General features: G+C 40.0%; 21 protein-coding genes. 3 read left to right on the forward strand and 18 right to left on the reverse strand.

The genetic code is table 11. The annotated features are described in order from the left end of the window. Positions 1 to 48: 48 nt before the first annotated feature. Entirely contained in the window at positions 49 to 453 is a 405-nt protein-coding gene (locus tag IPMB12_RS06985) for a hypothetical protein (protein ID WP_166916272.1), read from the forward strand. Positions 454 to 509: 56 nt separating this feature from the next. Here the strand turns inward: IPMB12_RS06985 and IPMB12_RS06990 are convergent, their stop codons facing one another. From IPMB12_RS06990 to IPMB12_RS07020, 7 genes are all read right to left on the reverse strand, one after another. After that, positions 510 to 1,997 carry a conjugal transfer protein TraG N-terminal domain-containing protein gene (locus IPMB12_RS06990; protein WP_166916274.1) on the reverse strand — a complete coding sequence of 496 codons (1,488 nt, stop codon included), beginning with the start codon at positions 1,995 to 1,997 and terminating at the stop codon, positions 510 to 512. A 14-nt stretch (positions 1,998 to 2,011) separates the two neighbouring features. Beyond that, positions 2,012 to 2,167, reverse strand: coding sequence for a hypothetical protein (locus IPMB12_RS06995; RefSeq protein ID WP_166916276.1), 156 nt, complete (start codon positions 2,165 to 2,167; stop codon positions 2,012 to 2,014). Positions 2,168 to 2,352: 185 nt separating this feature from the next. Then, a complete protein-coding gene (locus tag IPMB12_RS07000) occupies positions 2,353 to 3,753 on the reverse strand; it encodes an integrating conjugative element protein (protein WP_166916278.1) in 1,401 nt (466 codons plus the stop codon). Positions 3,754 to 3,761: 8 nt separating this feature from the next. Beyond that, positions 3,762 to 4,706 carry a TIGR03756 family integrating conjugative element protein gene (locus IPMB12_RS07005; protein ID WP_166916280.1) on the reverse strand — a complete coding sequence of 315 codons (945 nt, stop codon included), beginning with the start codon at positions 4,704 to 4,706 and terminating at the stop codon, positions 3,762 to 3,764. Further along, positions 4,699 to 5,094, reverse strand: coding sequence for a TIGR03757 family integrating conjugative element protein (locus IPMB12_RS07010; protein WP_166916282.1), 396 nt, complete (start codon positions 5,092 to 5,094; stop codon positions 4,699 to 4,701). Before IPMB12_RS07010 ends, IPMB12_RS07005 begins: the two co-directional genes overlap by 8 nt. 197 nt (positions 5,095 to 5,291) lie before the next feature. Next, positions 5,292 to 5,576, reverse strand: a complete 285-nt coding sequence (locus IPMB12_RS07015) for a type II toxin-antitoxin system RelE/ParE family toxin (protein WP_166916284.1) — start codon at positions 5,574 to 5,576, stop codon at positions 5,292 to 5,294. Positions 5,577 to 5,579: 3 nt separating this feature from the next. Further along, positions 5,580 to 5,837: a type II toxin-antitoxin system Phd/YefM family antitoxin gene (locus IPMB12_RS07020; RefSeq protein WP_228720357.1), complete on the reverse strand. Its 258-nt coding sequence runs from the start codon at positions 5,835 to 5,837 to the stop codon at positions 5,580 to 5,582. A 190-nt stretch (positions 5,838 to 6,027) separates the two neighbouring features. Between IPMB12_RS07020 and IPMB12_RS07025 the strand changes: the two genes are divergently transcribed. Both IPMB12_RS07025 and IPMB12_RS07030 read left to right on the forward strand, forming a co-directional pair. After that, positions 6,028 to 6,450, forward strand: a complete 423-nt coding sequence (locus IPMB12_RS07025) for a hypothetical protein (RefSeq protein WP_166916286.1) — start codon at positions 6,028 to 6,030, stop codon at positions 6,448 to 6,450. A 12-nt stretch (positions 6,451 to 6,462) separates the two neighbouring features. Continuing rightward, a complete protein-coding gene (locus tag IPMB12_RS07030; RefSeq protein ID WP_166916288.1) occupies positions 6,463 to 6,882 on the forward strand; it encodes a helix-turn-helix domain-containing protein in 420 nt (139 codons plus the stop codon). Here the strand turns inward: IPMB12_RS07030 and IPMB12_RS07035 are convergent. The 11 genes from IPMB12_RS07035 to IPMB12_RS07085 form a co-directional block, all read right to left on the reverse strand. After that, the gene (locus IPMB12_RS07035; protein ID WP_166916290.1) at positions 6,879 to 7,097 is read right to left on the reverse strand and encodes a hypothetical protein; all 219 of its coding nucleotides are present in this window, start codon (positions 7,095 to 7,097) and stop codon (positions 6,879 to 6,881) included. The genes IPMB12_RS07030 and IPMB12_RS07035 overlap by 4 nt on opposite strands. A gap of 670 nt (positions 7,098 to 7,767) precedes the next feature. After that, positions 7,768 to 8,418 (reverse strand): DsbA family protein, encoded by a 651-nt coding sequence (locus tag IPMB12_RS07040; RefSeq protein ID WP_166916292.1) that lies wholly within the window; start codon positions 8,416 to 8,418, stop codon positions 7,768 to 7,770. After that, positions 8,405 to 11,272: a conjugative transfer ATPase gene (locus IPMB12_RS07045; RefSeq protein ID WP_166916294.1), complete on the reverse strand. Its 2,868-nt coding sequence runs from the start codon at positions 11,270 to 11,272 to the stop codon at positions 8,405 to 8,407. The genes IPMB12_RS07040 and IPMB12_RS07045 overlap by 14 nt, the downstream gene beginning before the upstream one ends. Beyond that, positions 11,272 to 11,697: a TIGR03751 family conjugal transfer lipoprotein gene (locus IPMB12_RS07050; protein WP_166916296.1), complete on the reverse strand. Its 426-nt coding sequence runs from the start codon at positions 11,695 to 11,697 to the stop codon at positions 11,272 to 11,274. The genes IPMB12_RS07045 and IPMB12_RS07050 overlap by 1 nt, the downstream gene beginning before the upstream one ends. Further along, a complete protein-coding gene (locus IPMB12_RS07055) occupies positions 11,678 to 13,060 on the reverse strand; it encodes a TIGR03752 family integrating conjugative element protein (RefSeq protein WP_166916299.1) in 1,383 nt (460 codons plus the stop codon). Before IPMB12_RS07055 ends, IPMB12_RS07050 begins: the two co-directional genes overlap by 20 nt. Further along, positions 13,050 to 13,919 carry a TIGR03749 family integrating conjugative element protein gene (locus IPMB12_RS07060; RefSeq protein ID WP_166916301.1) on the reverse strand — a complete coding sequence of 290 codons (870 nt, stop codon included), beginning with the start codon at positions 13,917 to 13,919 and terminating at the stop codon, positions 13,050 to 13,052. The genes IPMB12_RS07055 and IPMB12_RS07060 overlap by 11 nt, the downstream gene beginning before the upstream one ends. A gap of 3 nt (positions 13,920 to 13,922) precedes the next feature. Beyond that, the gene (locus tag IPMB12_RS07065; RefSeq protein WP_166916303.1) at positions 13,923 to 14,600 is read right to left on the reverse strand and encodes a PFL_4703 family integrating conjugative element protein; all 678 of its coding nucleotides are present in this window, start codon (positions 14,598 to 14,600) and stop codon (positions 13,923 to 13,925) included. Further along, positions 14,597 to 14,992 carry a TIGR03750 family conjugal transfer protein gene (locus IPMB12_RS07070; RefSeq protein WP_166916305.1) on the reverse strand — a complete coding sequence of 132 codons (396 nt, stop codon included), beginning with the start codon at positions 14,990 to 14,992 and terminating at the stop codon, positions 14,597 to 14,599. The genes IPMB12_RS07065 and IPMB12_RS07070 overlap by 4 nt, the downstream gene beginning before the upstream one ends. A 10-nt stretch (positions 14,993 to 15,002) precedes the next feature. After that, positions 15,003 to 15,353 (reverse strand): TIGR03745 family integrating conjugative element membrane protein, encoded by a 351-nt coding sequence (locus IPMB12_RS07075; protein WP_208293449.1) that lies wholly within the window; start codon positions 15,351 to 15,353, stop codon positions 15,003 to 15,005. An 8-nt stretch (positions 15,354 to 15,361) separates the two neighbouring features. Continuing rightward, a complete protein-coding gene (locus IPMB12_RS07080; protein ID WP_166916309.1) occupies positions 15,362 to 15,595 on the reverse strand; it encodes a TIGR03758 family integrating conjugative element protein in 234 nt (77 codons plus the stop codon). Next, the gene (locus IPMB12_RS07085; protein ID WP_166916311.1) at positions 15,592 to 15,936 is read right to left on the reverse strand and encodes an integrative conjugative element protein, RAQPRD family; all 345 of its coding nucleotides are present in this window, start codon (positions 15,934 to 15,936) and stop codon (positions 15,592 to 15,594) included. Before IPMB12_RS07085 ends, IPMB12_RS07080 begins: the two co-directional genes overlap by 4 nt. Positions 15,937 to 15,954 lie beyond the last annotated feature (18 nt).

Here is a 15,954-nt window from a genome sequence, read left to right on the forward strand (position 1 = left end):
TGCGAAATTAGATGAAATGTTTTCTTGCATCACAGATCATATGTGTTTATGATGAATAAAACTGATACATTATTAGGATTGAATATTGTGAAAAAACTTAGCATTTCAGAGAGACTTGGGAGACTGTGCCGTAAGCTATGGCAGCAGGAACTACGTCTTGCTGCTTCGCTGGGAATGAGCACAAATTTAAGTAAAGTAATCTTAGTATTGTTGAATAGTGCAATTATTCTGACGGCGCTATATTTTGTTTATCCTTTACTAATTCTTATTGCAATTCTTCTCTTTGTTGATTGGAAAAATTTCGGTGGCTTAAGAGAGCCTAGTTTTTCAACGAATGGTCAGTTTGATGATGAATCAGACACAATCTTTGATTATGAAAAAGACCCTCGAAATCAAATCGGTTATGATCCTCTAACTTATACTCATGAATCAGACCCTCGTTTTGATGAATAAAATAAACCTGTTCATTTCTAAACAGGTTTAAGAGCATATTGATAGTCTTAGTCATTTCATTTTGTAATCTTGTTTATTCCTGTATTTGTTGCATTTTTTGCACCATCAGTGCCTTGTGCGACTTGCTGTGCAATTGCACCAGCACGAACTCCAGCATAAGCTAATGTAGTAATCCAAAATGCCGGCAATACAAGAAACATCATAGATGAAACAAGCATCATAATAATATCTGCAAAACCATTATTTAGCCCGATCCAAATGTTTGGATTACTATGTGGGGAGTTCCAGCCATATAAAGCTTCTAGTATTGTACTATCCAGCCAACGAGCAAGTTGAAACCAAAAATCAAGAAAAAACAGGGCAAATTGAACACAGCTAATAGTAATTACTGTCTTGAGTTCATAAGTACCAATAACAATAATAAGTGGAATACAGATTGTTAAGGCCATTTTCAAAAATGACAAAGCAATTGGTAATGCTTGCCTTACTACATCCATCATTGGAAAGAAAAAAACTGAGCCAACGGCAGAACCGACCATACTTCCGGCTCTACCAGCACTGTTCCAAATGGTCATGTCAATCTGACCACCATAATCAGTGTAGACCTCTCCTCTATTCACAACTTGTTTAGAAGGTGATATCAACACCCTTAATATTTGGTCGTAAACATCACCTTGAGGAATACTGTTCGCCCAGGCGGTAAACATCTGCATCATGCTTGGATCAACTTTATCAAGTAACCTTTCTCTCAAACCATTCGGTGTATCAGACCACCATTGACGGCAAGTTGGGTAGCCACCACCATTAACATTGGGTAGACCTGCATCTCTTGTTTCATTATAAGACCAAAATTCACGCGGTGTACTAGACCTAAAACCATCATAATAACCGTTCACAAGCAAAGTTGAACCAACCCAACTGACATCGTAAATGCCACTTTCATCTAAAGCAGGACGAGTCATAAACAGCTTTGCACGTGCTGGGCCATAGCAATCTCTTGTGAAGTCCATTACTTCTTGTTGCAACATGGGGTCATTAATATTCATGGCATCTAAGTCCATACGCATTTGTCTTAAATCAAGTCCACAGGGGATTGATGCGACAGCCGAACCAGTAATGGCTCTTGAAACAGAATGAACAAAGAACCACCAGACTGGTACTTTTGCGCTTTGGCCGTTGAGCATGGTGAATGACTGTCCCCATCCAGTATTTTCTGGTGTGGGGACTTTAACTTGACACTGCTTTGAACGGTTATCATCGTATTTAATGGTATTTAAATCGACATCTATGGAAGGAACACCAGCAAAGAAAATTACAAGAACGGCCATCCAAACCCGGTTTTCGATACGTGCAGCAGACAATGCGCCTTTATTGCCTTCGTCTGAGCCTTCGCCACGCGCTTTGAGCCACTCTTGAACAATCATAGCTATGAATGGAATAGCAAATACGCCTGAACTTATTAATACATTCCAGATGCCATTGTTAATAATCCAACCTACAAGGGTTAAATAAAACTCTAAGTAATCAGTTGTATATAATGTCATTATGATACCTCCGATTAGTTGAGCCAATTACTGACTTCTAAAGCCAGCAAAGCACAGATAGTTGAACATTCAATACGAATAATGCGTTGTTTTGCTTGAACAGTCGGTTCTCTTAAAATTAAACGTTGACGCATCCAGTACCAACCATAAGCCACTACGATATACAGCAAGATTCGCCAAACAAGAAAATAGGACGCATGGTTATTGAGCCAACTTGTCCAATTTTGGACACTGCCAGTAATCCTAATACCAGCAGTGTTAACCACAAATGACACTGTTCCAAGGATAAATAACCACATGATTGTGACTGCAACTTGGCGACTAAAAACACGTCTTAATAGTCTATTTTTCATCATCATTGTTGTTGTCCACTTTGGTCTTTATTGATTAAATCAAAGCGGTTTTGATTTGGATCGCCTTGGTAAATACTGCGTGAGTTTTCAGAACGAATACGATAACGTTCTAAGATAGTCACAGCAGAGTTTTTCGATAACTGTTGTCTGATATCTAATTCGGTTTTTAAGTTATTAATTTCCTGACTCAAGATATTCATTTCTTTATCGACTGCTTGTTGAGCCAATTCATTCGCAGAAACATTAGGCTCTTTTGCACCTGTCAACAAAGTTCTTTGTAATAGAAGGGCTTTTTCCATGACACTAGCGAGTGCCACTTCTGATGCAAGACGAGACACCATAATGTTCAAGTCTGGTTCATTTCTTAGTGCTTCAACGACACCACGCGTAATCGGTAATGAATTACTGCCAGCCGCTTCTAAGTTAGTTACTGTGGTTAATTTACTTCCGTTTACTAATTCTTGAAGGGCTTTCAGTTTGACTTCAAATTCTTCTTGTATTAATGCGGTTAAGCCTACACCAGGTGTTGTTTGTGTTTTGGTACAATCATTACATGTTCTTAGCTCTCGCTCACCTAAAACACGATTGGCAAAGGTGGCCGCTTCTGCTGGTGAACGCCAAGTCAAACAGGTTAAATTATTGTTGCAACTACTGGATGGAATACTGGCAGTACTGGTAGCACTTTTATTGTTCAGTAAGTTATAACCAGCTTTGGTAATATCGCTCACCACTTTGATAGAAGTTTGGCTTTTACCACCGGCATTTGCACCTCCGATCCACGGAACACCATTATTGCCTTTATCTTTTTCAGCTTGCTCAATTGTTGCAACCGCATCTGCACTACCACCAGAACTGCCGACTGCATTTTTCAAAGCCATGCCTTCGGAGAGTTGTGACCAGCCAGTTTGTCCCCCGACACCTGAATAATCAGCCATTTTGTCAGCGATAGCTCTACAGGTCATTTTAGACCGGTCAAAATCAAGACGGCCTTGCAATACACCATTTGTCAGTAGATTGTATAAAGCTGGATTGGCACGTTGAATAATTAAAGCAGGTAGTGAAGCTACGGCACTTGTCGCGTTTGAAATAACATTACTCATAATGTTTTTAAAACCATTAGTCGCACCGTTTAACTGATTTTTGATGGTCGTGCTGATACTCATATCACCACATATAAGATTAGCGTTCCAGCCCACACCAACGGTGATGCTTTGCATATGGCCGTTGTTAGTCATAGAAACTGCACGACCACCGCCAATGTTATAAAGTGCATAATCATCTAATACGTCACCTGTGACATTAAATCCATTTTGATTTACTTCTGTTTGCATCTGCGCGTAAGCAGATGTTTGTAACAAAACGACTAGCAAAATCGCTAGTCTATATTTTTTATAATTCATCATAAAACCTCTTATTGATAATCTATGCTACCGAGAAAAGTTTGGCCTTTGCGTTGACAGCAGCTATAAGGTCGCCAAAGCGTCCATGCAAAATCACCGTCCATTGCCTCAAGATTTAAATTTGCACTTGGAAAAACACTACATGTATTCATCATTGTGGGCTTGAGTTCTTGCCACTTTCCTGTAGAAATATCGCCTTCAATCAACGCTCCAGCAGGGATATAACCCGGTTTGGGTTCTTTAAGCATAGGAGTGTAGATATGTGGTTGACCATATCGTGTGACGATATCGCCAGCTCGTTGAGCAACAACTGCCGCAGCTTTATAGTCATCTGACTGATGGACGAAACCACCACGCGGATAGACATTACCCCACATATTTCCTAAGAGTTGTTGTCCAACTTCGCGCATTCCGGGCATAAGTGCTTCGGGGTAAAACATTTCAGGTAAGTTGTACCGCCAGCCGATAAAATCGAATGTACTTAAAAAGAAAGGTTCAAACGCATCACTTGCACCAGAACAAACATATCCGAATTGCTCCATGTATTCGTTGTACACCTCTGCTCCGGGGTGACCAATCACGTCTGCATTCTTGAATTTAGCAAGATTGTTTTCATGTTGTTCGTTTGTTGTGCCGTTATTACCAGCTTGAGATTCTGCCAAGATAGGGCTCATGAAGGAGACTTCTTTCCACGGGTTTTCACCAGTATTCGCGTAACTTGATACAACAGCATCGGGTATGTAATGACGTACTTTTACCGATGTTTTGACTGAGCAACCATAGGGTGTGCATAGAAGCCAATAGCACAGCCCAACAATACGATAATCAATACAGTCGGGTGAAATCGTAGAGGCTACAATTTCAGGTGTGCTTAAGGCATATGAATTGGTGGTGAAACCAGATGTTAAAGCTAAGCTGATTATTAAGGGACGCATGAGTCTGTTTAATTTAATCATGTGTACTCCTATACGTATTAATATCAGCAATAGCTTTTTGCACATCGGTTTCACCGTAGACGATATATTTCTTGTCAACGACAATGGCAGGGATTTTTGTCACTTGATAAGAGTAAGCATCAACAACGTTTTGTAGTGCTTGTCTTAACGTATTGTGAAAATTGGGTTGGTTTAATCGTTGTTTAACTATCGCGGCTGCATTGGTTGAGTAACCAGGCAAACCATGATTCAATTTACTTTGAATTTGTTCAGGTTCGTCCAATAAAATAAGACGTGCATCAGCAGGAACATTCTTAAACTGATGTTTTGAGTCTGTGACCAGCCATATTTCAGCATGAGCCACATTGAAGCAAAATAATAAAACGAATAAATATAGATAGTTTCTCACCAACCAACTCCTGTGTGTTCGGAACGATAGGTGAGATTAAATAGGATTTAGGGTTTGTAGTCAGAATAAATGCAGATTTACTGTTGTCTGATTTCTTTTACTAACATAAACAACCAGATAATGGATATGAAATGGTTAAAATATAACGAAAAAAAAGTTTAGAGAGAAAGATGATAGGGAATAAATAGTGTAAAAACTTATCCCCGATAAGGTAGTTCATTTTTATGTAAAACAGCTACAAATTCAATAGAGTCATTTTGCAGTTGAAAATAGATAACATGACTACGAACTGGAAAACGGTAAACAGGCTCATCTGGAAGGTGTTTAATTGCAATATAAGGGTTTTCAGCAAGTAAGAGAAATTTATCTTTTAATAACTGAATATAATCTTTGGCCTGTTTTGTACCCCATTCTAAAATAGAGTAGTCGTAAATATCGAGTAATTGGAATTCTACTCGAGTAGATATTATTAATTTAAGCATGGATTATTTACTTAATATTTTATCAAATATAGCTGTACCTTCTGAGTATCTACCAGCTTTGATGTCTTCTTGTCCCAATTTAATTTGTTGTGCTTCATAGGCTGCTTTGAGCTTTTCTATAGAATCATACTGTTCAGCAGAGATCATCACCATCACTGGTTTACCATTCTTTGTGACTTGAATTGGGGTTGATTGTGCTTTGATAATTGCTTCGCCAAAATGAGTTTTGGCATTGAAAGCTGTCATCGTTTCAATGGTCATAATATACTCCTTTTTTGATCAGATTAATTAAATTAATTAATTTAACCAAATTGTATCTTTTTAGACACGTAATGACAACAACTAAGTTGCTTCAGTTAGTTGTTTATTGACGAAAGTCCGAAATCGGACTTATTATTCATTAAAAGTTTGGGAATTGTTCCAGACAACTTCATTAAGGGAGCAAAATTAAATGGATATTTTGGCACATAATAAAGAGTTTCTTTGGGGTGGTGTACGTAAAGCCTGGATTGTTGTCAAAGACAAAAAGGTACTGGACATTATTCTCATGGATAATGATATTTATTTGGATAAAATTCCTAGTTGGGTTAAAGCTATTTATGATCAATATCCTGCTATATTTTGTGTAGGAAAAGAAAATTGTACCTTTAATTTAAGTGAAATTAAAAAAATAGCAATTGAGGCTGGTCATCCTGAATTTGGCCCACGAGGCGGTAAAATTTCTCCTACTTCCATTTTATCCGAAGCAATGGATATTTACGAAGCTGAAAAAAAAGTGCAGTTTCTTAAACATCGAGAAAAATCAAAATCATATTTAGCAAAATTGGGTAAGGTCATATCATGTAACTGTGACGCACAAAATGTATATTATTGATTGGATTTAAAAATGATATTGAGTAAAGCAGAATTTAAAACGTTAAGAGAAGCGTTAGGCTTATCTATACAAGATTTGGCTAGGTGGGCAAAAGTAGATGAAAGGAGTGTTCGCCGTTGGGAAAGCTTTTCTGAGCAAAATATGCCTCCTAAGCAAGTTGCTCTAAATTTATTAAAGTTAGAGGCAGATATCAATTTTGTCGCAGAACAGGGCTTAATTATGGCACGAGAAAAGTACACGGAGCATACTGAACTGGAGAAAATCGTTTTAATTCGCTATAAAACCAATGAAGAACTTTGGCATGCTAAACCTGATATGAATGGATTACCGACAACAACACATGCAGTCTTACTATTTAAAACAATGAATTTATTAAAAAATGCTGGTTTTGATGTAGTCATTGAGTACTTCGATAGCACACACTATTTTTAGCGAATAAGAGAGAAGATGTGCTTGAACAGGTCGGTCTGACACTCAAATATGAATATAGCTCTTAAGTTATCCTGTTTCTCGAATAACCAAAGTTCTTGCTCAATGAGCAATACTACATAGCTATTCTCTGAACAGTGTTCAATAGAATCATTTTCCTCATCAAGCAATAGATGAATAGTTTTACCATAGGCATTAATCGTTATCATGACAAACATATTAAATACATTTTATTAACGCTATGTAATTTAATGTGCAATCTGCGATAAACATCGTAATAATACTTAATTGGTTACATTGTGTTTTTCTTTTAGTTTGTAGTGGATAAATGAATATAAATTATTTTATTAATCAGGTTATTAAACTGACAGGTCTGTTTGCAGATAACGAATACGATAATTCGTTGAGAAAAGCCTTACCTAATTTTGAATAAGAAAAAAGATACTCTTACAAGTATCTTTTCCCCCCCTTAATTACTCAAGAAGTAATTAATAATTTTAAAACAATAGAAGCTGCCACTTATTCAGTGGTAAAAGATCAAGCATCCTACATGTTTTCTAAGCCGCCTATTCGGCGGTTAATTTACAACAAACATCATACTTTCTAAGCTATCTATGAAAGATAACGTATATAGAAAAAGACTCATGTTTTCTAAGCCACTTATTCAGTGGTTAAGTATAGAATAAGACTTATATTTTCTAAGCTACTTGTTCAGTAGTTAATTTAAAAAGTATGGATATATAATAATCTATTTTAGTATGTTTTTTAAACAATTAAAGGGTGATTGAGATAAATTTAGTTATTCAAATATTATCAATTTATTTATGTAAAAAGATACTTTTTCAAGTATCTTTTCTCTCTTTTAAAATAGCACATCTTAATCAATAATTACTCTTTCAACACCACATAATCAATCGCTGACAATAATTCTTCATCAGAAGCCAAACCACTTAACACAATAGATTTTTGAGTCTGGTTATCAATAATCTTTAAACTAGGTGTAGCCGTGATCCCCTCTTGATTGCCTTTAGCAAGCTGCTCTTGAATATAAGCATTGGCTTGTTCAGATTGAATACAAGCTTCTATCTTCTCTTTTTCATCTGCGAGAAACTCAGGAATGGCATTTGCTGGACGTTCATAAAGTTGTTCCACCGTTTGCCAAAAGACATTATTACCTGCGACCTCTCCAGCACACTGAGCAATTAACGCTTTTTGAATCGCTACTGGTTCATGTATGGCAAGTGGAAAGTGATGCCATTGAAGGTTTACATCAGCATTCTGATTGATCCAATTTTTAAGCGGTTGAAAATATGCCTGACAACCAGGACACTCTAAATCTGCATATTCTACGACTGTAAATCGAGCATTCTTGTCGCCATAAATCCAAGGTGGAGTATGCGACTGCTTTTCTTTATTGGTTGCCACCAAAAATAAGGTTAACATAAAGACGAACACAATAAAAAGCATGGCAGGGATAAAGTACGTTACTCTTCTTTTGGAGACTTTAAATTGTCCCAAACTTTGATTAAATTTTTTCATGTTCATAAACTCCTATTGGTTCAATGCCTCTTTTTGCATCAATCTTTTCTGCTACTTTTATGGCAGCATCAAGCTCGGATATATTAAATTCTTGCATCAGTTGGAAACGCTCGTTCTTTTCTTCAGGTTCTGTCATGGCTAATGCTAAGTACAAACTAGGGGGAACAGCACGAAACAGTAACTCCATAGACTTGGACAAAACCACGCCTTCCGTGTATTTTCCAGCTTCTTTACGAGCTGAGAGCATCAAGGCTTTTTGGGCGTTATTGAGTTTCCTGAATCGTGAGATTTTCTCAATCTCATCAGGAGGCATGGACAGGCAAATCCACCATTCGATCATGTTCAACATGACTTCAGCAGTTTCGGGAAAATCGTCCATATTCTGTGTAGCCAGCCAAAACCAAGCCCCGAGTTTTCGCCACATCTTAGTGATTTTCACAACATAGGGAGCAAGAAGGGGGTTTTTGGTGATGATATGCCCCTCGTCAGTCACATTAATAATCGGTCTACCTAAAAACTGATCTCGTTCTGCAATATTATTGACTGTATTGATCAAGGAAATATAAGCAATCGACAGTTGTGCGTTATAGCCTTCACGCGCAAATGTTGCTAAATCGACAATCGTAACGTCCGCTTCGGGCCATGGCGTACCGGCACGGTTAAACATGTCACCGTCCACACCTTGACAGAACATGTCCATTGCATCTGCCATTTCAAGCAATCTGTTACGTCTGATTTCGGGGAGATTGTCATCTAAACCTCTATTCCTTAGAGCATTGCGAATATCTTCTGTTAAAACTGGTTTATTGTTTTTATGACATAGTGTTGCTGCATCGATGATGCAAGAACGGATTAGACTACGATCTGCACGAGTCATACGTGCTTCTTCTTTTTCTTCACCACCTGTAATCATCATTCTGGCCGTGATTTCAAGTTCGCCAAGCACATCACGCTGCTCATCTTGTGTGTCGTTTTGGCTCTCTTCTAAGGCATCTGCATCAATGGTTTGTACATTACTCGGATTTTCAACTAAGCGTAGTGCATCAGCAAAGGGCGCAAGGCTGACATTGGAACCAGGAGAGAGTCTGATACGATTAACGGTTAACCCTAGCTTTTTAGCAAATTCACCAAACAAGCCAAAGCTATTGCCAGCTTCAACAATAAAGAGCCTTGGTCTGTATATAGCAGTGACTTGGTTAAGAATATTATTCAAAGTTGCGGATTTACCCGAACCTGTTGGCCCGAACAAGAATAAGTGGGCGTTCATCTGCCTATCTAATCTGTTTAATGGATCAAAAGTTATCGTACCGCCCCCACGGTTAAAGAACGTAATACCGGGGTGTCCTGTACCTTGGTTACGCCCCCACACAGGTGCAAGATTGGCTGCGTGTTGGGCGAACATAAGCTGTGTATACCACTGCTTTTTATCTCGATTAGGGTTATAAACACAAGGTAGCCATCTTAAATAACTATTAAGCGGAGCAACCTCATCTTCTTCTCGAACAGGTTGCAAACCAGCACCCAACATCACATTACATAAATGCAAATCTCGTGCATTCAGCTCTTCCTGATTTTGACCGCGAAGGTAGAAGGCGATAGAACCGCGATAAAGTTTATGCGAACTACCAATAAGGGATCGGGCTTCTTGCACATCTTGCCGTGTTTGTTGGGAAGCCAAAGTATCGCCAACGGCTTTTTTTGCGAGATAATTAAGATGGGTTTCTAAGATATCTTGAGGCGTTACAACAATGGTAATACATAGAGTTGTATCTTCAGGCATTTGATCAAAGAGTGAGTTAATTGCATCTCCCCCTTTGCTGGTCTCCCCTGTTAAATGTCCGATTGCTGGAGGGGTACGCAACCGGTCAAGCACAATCACCCGATGCGGTGCATCATTAAAGTACCACTGTTTGTCCTTTGTCTTTGGCTGACTGAAGAACAATCGTTGTGAAAAATCAATCCCACTGGCTAACTCAATTTCACCTTCTTCAGTTTCTTCAGGATATTTAGTCAACTCAAAAAACTTACGTTTGTCTTCTGGTTTATCACCTAATAAAGTCGGGTATGGATTAAACCAGCGAACAAGCCAATCGTGTATGTCAGCAGCTTGCATACGCTTGGCTTTAATGCCAGCATTGGCTAGTCCGCCACTTAGACGGTCACACACTATGGTTAATGCCTGTTCCGCAGTCATATTACGTGGTGCGGTTTTTTGATGACGATAAACCACCAGACGCACTCGTCTGGTTTGTCCGCGCCACGGTAAGCGAGTAACTGTGGTGTCTTCAAAAAGCCCACCAGCCTTGGCAACTGAATGTAAATGATGTTGAAAAAATCGTTGGTAAAACTCAGTAAAAGCGGAACCTTTGGCACGAGGATGAATATAGTTGTTTAGCGTCTCAATATAATGATCAAAATTACTCTCATCTTGTGCATATAGTTGAATCACCCACGGCTGATCCTCATCTTCATCAAAGCTGTCTTGTAAAGTGTTTTCCAGTGCATCACGTACTGTTTCTAGCCAGCTTGCTTCACGTCCTTCAGTGCCAATCGGTACTAACTCAAAAAAAGCTGCGACTGATTGCCCATCATCAAGCAGCATCATTTTTGATTCAGGTAAATACTCTACCCAAGGTAGTAAATCTACGAATGATGGCGAAACTTCGTAGAGTGCAGTCTCATCAGATAAAGTTGCACGCTTTTTTGTTGTTCTTCCTTGGCTCGTCTGCGGAGTGATACCGTGCTCTTGTAATCGTGTGACATGCTTCTGCCAAGCATCTGTCTGTGTTTGCGATAAATCGTTTTTCTTTGCATCTTTATTTCCTCTAAATTTGGCTAAGATATTTTTAATCATCAATATGTCTCCACACGCTCGCCTGGCATGGCATACTGAACACGCTGATACAATGGGAAAACCGTGCTGTAACCCGGAACAGGTACAGGATCAGTGCCAGCCAGATGAGGAAATACATACATCACTAAATCGGGGTTAGGCAGTCGTTTAAATTGACTGTAAATTTCGTTCTGAGCGTTACGTGTATACTGCGAAGCATCTGCGTTGCTTTCAGATAGTGGTCTACGCAGATGTTGACGTGCATCTAAAAGCTGTTGACCATGTTGACCGCTCACCGTAGAACCACCAGTACCGGCATTCCAGACCGTGAGCATAGTGTTATCATCATGGGGTAAAAGTTTGTCTTTGCTGGTTGTACAGCCTGTTAGAGTCAACACACTGACTAAAACAGTTAATAAAAGAGGTTTAATCCAGTTCATTTGCATGTTGTACTCCTTGGTTATGATTGACTTTGCGTCCAATCGTGTCGTAGTCGATTGCGATTTCTTGGTCGATATGAACGGCTACTGAAGCTCCGGGTTTCACGTAAATGGCAGCAAAGGCTTCGCCATAAAGTTTATTGACCCAAGAGGCGACATCTTTTACGCCACCCATCAGGATTTGACCCATTGCGTCTGAGCCAGAGATGCCTGTTTTGCTGATTGTGCCGTCAGAGCTGATACTGGATACTGTGCCGTCATCTGTTTTAATGAGTGAAGCTGCTGCTGCACCTGCTGCTGTAATGAGTGAGCGAGAAGTGAGGTATTGTTCTGCGTTGCTGCGTCTGTCTCCACTTACACACGGAATGCCATAAGGGTCACTAATCCAACCCAAGTTTTCGCTTTGCTTACTGCCTTTACTTGGTTCAGGGATCGTGCGAATCGTGCCATCGTTAAAGACAAACGTCATTGATTGGATTTGTCCGCGTACACATGACAATGTCCAGTCCCCTGAAGCAGTACCAGTTAAAACAGCTCCAGAGACATCAGGTAAATCAATGCCGTTTGCAGCCAGATTGTCAGAGCCAATTAATACTTTGAATGGGTAAGGATCATTGACTGTGCCGTCTATTGGTACTCGACCAATTAAGGCGGTCATGGCGACTGAACCCATAAGCGTGGAATTAGCAGCTACGGTATAAACTGGTTTGGGAACTGGCTTATTTGGATCGTTATAGTCTTCATGACGAATTTTTTCGCCTGAGTTTGAAAGGCTATCCTCTACGTTGCCAAAACTTGTCGGGTAACGAGTCTGGAAATTGCTGTTACGATTCTTTTCTTCTTGGATTGCATCTGATGGTTCAACCCACTGCATTGTGCCTATGTTTTTACCGTCATCAGGTTCTAAACCTAAACCGATTGGTAAATCATTATTACGGTTATTTAAGCTATTTAAACGTTGCTGCAAATCATTCAATAAGCTATTGGTATTTTGCTGCTCAATCTCAAGCTGCTCACGCTCTGCGCGTTGCTTGTCTTGTTCAGCTTTTAATGCTTGTTGAATACGTTTATCTACTTCGTTTTCACGTTGTCTTAATCGTTGATTTTCAGCTTGCTGATTTTTGTTTTCAGTCATGGTTTTTTGTAGCTCAGAACGCATCAACTTAACCTGACCAACAAGCGTTGCAACCGTGTCACGCGGTGAATCACCCTCAATACCGAGAGCTTTCATTTCTTCAGCAGTTAAGCGAGTGCCATCGTTAAAACCACCATCCGAACCACCACGGCCAGACACCATTTTGATCACAATAAAGATCACCAGCACAGCAGCAGGGATCATCAACCATTTAAGTAGTCCATTACTTTTCATTGCTGACTCCTTGAGTGATATTGCTTTGGGCATTAATAGGGCTAATCGTAGGGAGAATAGATTTATTTAAGCCAACTTTGCTTGTGACGAGATACACAACGGTTGTATCAGTTGAATCCCCTACAGGGCCTAAGTATTCATGCTGAAAAGTGGCCGCAATAAAATTGCCGTTGAGCAAACGTGGATCAAGGCTAATCGGTTGAGTACTGGTATTACGCAATAACACAGCCGTGACATATTGTTGTTCCAATTGCCAAGCTGCCATCACGGATGCTTTTATATTGAGTGTGGGTAAAAGTGTTTTTAAATCTAACTTTTTATCAACGCTCACTCTGCTAATACCTTGCACTGGTTCTATTGTGCGTAAAGGCGCATATAAACTTTGTGAAGCAAAACGAGTAAGTACTACAGGTACAGGTGTTTCACGTACTGGTTTATTAGCTTGGGTTTCAGATTGAACAGGGGGTTTTTGTCCGTACAGCTTTGTTGGGTTTTCTCCTTCAATGATGCGGATAGCTTCCAATGGGCTATCGCCAGCTTTAGGTGGCAAAGCCGCTATATCAAGCAGTATTAATGCACCTGTCTCTACGTCTTGTAGTTGGAGACGTGTTGGGGCAATAGCTTCTTGAGCAAGCAGATAGACACTGCCACCTGTGCTCTGCACTCTTAACTTGCCATTAAGATAATCAGGTACACCGACTCGTACATTGCGGTCAATAAATATGACACGCTCGTGTCCAACTAAAAGAGGGACAGCAAGCGGTAAACGCTCCCACTTTATTAGCTCAATAGCTGAAGCTGAAAAGGAACTGAATATCAGTAAAACAGGTATTAATAATTTAAGATATTTATGGTTCATAAATTATCCTCCAAAGGGGCTGCTTGCAGAACTTGGTGTTGCTGAAGCAGAATCAGGTAAAGAAATACGTTCAGGTGGTGTGTCATAGCAGTCCAAGGCAAGACCGAATGGATTACGCTCTGGATCAATATCAAACCGTGTGACTTTGAGTGGATAGCGGACAATGGCTCGTTTGACTTGCTCAGAGGCATAGTATTCATCTGCAACTAAATCCAATGTCACGATCCAGTTATCACTGTTAATCACTTTGACTCGTTCAGTTGGGTTGTCTCCGTATGTACGACCGGGAATTTCATACACGCCACGTATGCGTTTACGCAGCTCACCGCTATCACGTTTAAATGCGTAGTCTTTTTCTAAGAATGACTGACATTGAGGGGTCATATAGGGGGAAAGCGCATGGATATTGCGTTGGTAATCGGTCTCGCCATCTGTCGGCCATCGGTTTAATTGCTGAAAGATATAGAAGCTAAACGCATACACAGATTCGGGTGGCACTTCCCACCATTTACGCATACTGCCTGACCTTAAATCTGGTGGAACATGTATCGTCATTTGCTCGGGGGCTTTATACCAGCCAATGCCCATCGATATTGCTAAAACAAATATGACGAAACAAGCAATCCGCAAGCTTTTAACATGCGATTTTAGGTGCTCAATTTCGTTCTTAAATCTGCTCATCGAACGCTCCTTAATCGCTTAGTCGTCCAATAGCCTTGGGTTTGGATTAGTTCCGAACCGCCTATAAACTGCCCAAGAAAAGGATAGTTTTGTTGGGTCGTCCATTGGATTTGCCTGTAAAGCCAAGTATCTGGCTTACCACGTTTTTTGCGTCTTAAAATGCTGCCACCAATGAAAATACCGAAGCCAATAAAAGCGACTATAGAGCTTGGTACAAGGGCAAATTGTTCGAATAAAATGGCGATTGGAATACCAGCAATAAGACCAGCGACACCAGCAATAAAAGCAGTAAAAAACAGTTCATTGTTGGTTAAACCACGAACGACTACAGGTTGACGATTTAAGCGGTGCGGTAGAAAGTTGACGGTTCCGTCAGATAAAAACATATCCATATCAGTCGCCCTATAGAATGCCGGTAGCTTCAGTTAACAACCAGATACCAATCACAAGCAGCATTGCGCCAACGGCAACAGTTAAGCCAAATTGTCCCCACGTTTTTTTGCCTGTATGGATTTCACTGAAGGTAATGTAAGCGTGGTAACACACCCCGATAAACATGGCTGAAATCACAAATAAAGCGACCAGCATGACCATGTCGAAGCCATAATTTTGAAGGGTTTGTTTGATGCCGGTGCCTTTACCGCGTGATGGGTCTTCCAAGGTTGGCAAACCTGCTGCCTGAACGGTAAAAGCAGAAACAGACAATAAAAAAGCAGGGATAAATTTTTGAATAAATGTGTAGATGTATTTCATATTTGGCCTCATGAAAGGAGTAAAAAACTGATTAAGATGTAAAGTGCAAAAAAACGAATCACGACTAAGGCAAATTCTTTGTCGCTCATCTTCTGGCTTGCCCAACAGACGTATGCGCTTTTTATTGCCCATGCACCCCATAGCAGGAGGATGGCAAAGACAAATCCAAGAAGTAGAAAATTGAGTTCTTCAGGGGTAAAGCCTGCATTAATCGCAAATGCGGTTAGCTGATCATTGGTCATTGCGCCCCCTGATTTAACAGACGGTATTGACCGCTAAACTCAACCGGGTCACGCGGTTGTGCGCGTTTGGGTTCAATGTAGTCATTTAAGCCTTGGCGTATTCGGGTTAAGTCTTTTTGTAGACGTTGATAATCAAGGTGATAACGGCTTGTAGATGTTGATTGATTGACTTGGTCGGCGCTTTGAGCGACTAAGTAATCAATCATGTCTAACTGACGCATCACTTGAGCTAAATGCTGATGTTCTGATGAGGCAAGGTTTTGTGCATAAACGACAGTTGACGTGCAACTTCCCACCAAAAGCACCAACATCCAATACAATTTAGAAAGGTGTTGTGACATGTTTTTATCCTTGTTCTG

This window comes from Zophobihabitans entericus (assembly GCF_011745665.1).
Classification (GTDB): domain Bacteria; phylum Pseudomonadota; class Gammaproteobacteria; order Enterobacterales; family Orbaceae; genus Zophobihabitans; species Zophobihabitans entericus.